The following is a 2,749-nucleotide window of genomic DNA, read 5'->3' on the forward strand; positions in this document are numbered from 1 at the left end:
TCCGCCTGAACCGTTTTTGCGGATGCCAGATCCGTATGATCCACCTCGGCTGTCTTGCCCATTTCCGTCAACGCTTTCTTCACATTCATCTCCATGATGAAGCTGCTTCCCAATCCGTTTCCGCATACTACCATGATTTTCATTCCGCTTCCTCCTTCGAATATTTATGAACGTAATCCATAAGGACCGATTTATCTGAAGTGCTTAAAATTTCTTCTATATTGGCTGGTTCATTCAATAATTGAGTGAGCTGGATCAATGCCCGCAGGTGCGAATCGTTATCCACGGCCGCCAAAATGATTATCAGGCGTACCGGTTTATCCGGCGCAAAGTCCACGGCTTCATCCAATTTCAGCAAACTCATGGATAAAGACCTGACCCCCTGCTCCGGACGTGCATGGGGAATCGCCACTCCAGGCGTTATCACTACATATGGTCCATTAGTTTCTATCGCCTCGATCATGGCATCCACATACCGTTCCTCTACGGTTCCTAAGTCCACGAGAGGCTTGGCCGCGACTTGAATGCCTTCTTTCCAATCGGAAACATGCCGCTGTAATTGGATCGTTTGCATATTGAGCAGTTCTTCTAACACAGGCTTCTCTGCCTCCTTTAAAGAAAATTGGGTTATTTTTGGTGTATGGGTATACACATTCGACTTCAATGCTTTTTCAAGCTGATCCTGTTCATGGATGGTTGCATACTTGGATATGATCTTTAATAAAGCTGCAACATCCACACTTTCCGTCGTATATCCATACAATTCCTGCATGACCTGCTGGCGTAATGTATGTTTGTCCTGCATTTCCAAAATGGGCGGTACAACGAATAATGCCGCTTTTGTTCTCATATGCACCGTTGAAAAAACAAGATCGTACGACAGTGGGTATTCAGCCGCATTTCTAACGGACAGAACGTCCAGGAACAATATATCCGGAAATAATTCCCTCAATGTATAAATGAGGATATTGCTGATGCCAATGCCATTCGGGCATACGACAATTGCCCGTTTTCGATCATCCAATGTCGTCCCTTGCCTGCGCAGCCATCCGCCAAAATAGACGGTGAAGTATGCGACTTCCTCTTCCGATACCGGACAGCCAATTTCTTTCTCCAGCACCCACAGGGATTTTTTTGTCAAATGATGCAATTCAGGATAGACCTTCTGCACCCGTCCCGTCATCGGGTTCATTTGCGGAAGACCATACCGCAGGCGATGATATGCCGGTTTGAAATGAACGTATAATTGTTGGAATAGCTGTTCTTTGTCTTTCAAGTGAACAAATGCCAGCCTCTCGAACTCTGCCACGATTTCCTGCAAAAGGTGTTGAATGGCTTCATCATCCTTAAGAGGCGAAATATCCTTCGTTCGATTCATGCTCAGTAAATGTAAGGTTGCGTATAAGTTTTCCGTTTCGCTCCATACTGATTGAAAGGCATTCGTTCTGGTCATTTCCTCAACCATTTTGTATTCTTCCGTCGCAACAAACGGCGCCCAGCTCTGGTCTGCCTGTAACTCTTCCCCTTTTCCTATGAGCTGATCAGTACATAGAAATAAATAGCTCAGTTCATGAAGCCGTTCATCCGTAAAGGTGATGCCCAATTTACGTTCGATCCTTTCAAGCTGAAACCGGATCGGGCTGATTTGCTTTTCATGGTTTCCCCATATGCATTCCATGATCAACTCACTATTGGGACTGTTCAGTACATCATGCACGAGACGTTCAATGATATATCTCTTTACTCGGGTTTCCCCAATCACCACATAGCCATCTTGTTTGGAATACTGGATTTTGAGCGAAATGTCCCTGTTTTTCTCTTTAAGTCTTTTTAAATCCTTCAACACCGTATTACGTGAAAGCCCGGTGATCGCCTGGAAATGATAGACGGACAATTCTTCTCGGCTTAACAGGATCATAAGGTAAAAAACTTTTTCCCTATCTGTCTCTGAAAATATATAATTGCGTTTTGTCAGTTTTACATTCAATTCTTCATCCCTGATCGTTTCAGAAAAGGAGTAGCCCATTTCACGATTATATTGAATCGGTTGATATCCATGAAATTGGAGCCAGTCATTCGCTTTGCTCAGACCATATTGGATTTGCCTTCTCGTCAGACCTGTTTGGGCTTCAAGTTCTTTCATTTTTGAAATGGGCGAATGCTGTAATAGTTTTAGTAAATTGGCGCTTCTTTCATCTAAAAACATTCTCAATCCCTCTCCCTGCTTCTACGATATCTCACTTCTTATTAAAAATGTAGCGTTTCTAAGTCCGAATGTTGTCATAGGTACTGCACAATAATATACTCTTTAAACAATTGTGCACAATAGCGCATCTTTTTATTTCGTAAGCGATTTACAATAAAATTCGAGGCATATTGGAATGCATGATAGTGAGGCCTGGGGGCGGGTTGTAGCTGAGGGTTTGGAATGATAAGCCGTTTTAAAGGGGCTAAACTTTGGCGATGGAATTCGGAATACGCATTCTTCAGCCAATCAAAATGGCATATTTTCCAAACCCTCAAAAAACGTTCGGAGTTGATTTCAGAAATTCATTGAGGGTTTCATAAAACAGTCAAAAACCATTAAGGATCTTGTTTTAAATCATAGTCTTTAAAACAAAGCCTCCCGGACCGCCCGCGGAAAGCGAGTGCCTGGAGAGGACATAAAAAAAACTGTAGGCAAGCTCGATTTTCATCAAGTTGATCTGACCCAATAAAGTTAGACATATAGTTTAAGCAGCTTCTAAGA

2 protein-coding genes are annotated in these 2,749 nt (G+C 42.9%); both read right to left on the reverse strand.

Features of this window, described 5'->3' with window-relative positions; all coding sequences use genetic code 11:
• Nucleotides 1–143, reverse strand: a 143-nt coding sequence (locus ACFVSH_RS13505) for a PTS sugar transporter subunit IIB (protein WP_387706382.1), incomplete at its 3' end; no start/stop codon positions are given.
• On the reverse strand, nt 140–2,206 hold the full coding sequence (locus ACFVSH_RS13510; protein WP_387706378.1) for a BglG family transcription antiterminator: 2,067 nt from the start codon (nt 2,204–2,206) through the stop codon (nt 140–142). The genes ACFVSH_RS13510 and ACFVSH_RS13505, both read right to left, overlap by 4 nt.
• Between the last annotated feature and the right edge of the window lie 543 nt (nt 2,207–2,749).

The sequence above is a fragment of the Peribacillus sp. NPDC058002 genome (assembly GCF_042886655.1).
In the GTDB taxonomy this organism is placed as follows: domain Bacteria; phylum Bacillota; class Bacilli; order Bacillales; family DSM-1321; genus Peribacillus; species Peribacillus aracenensis.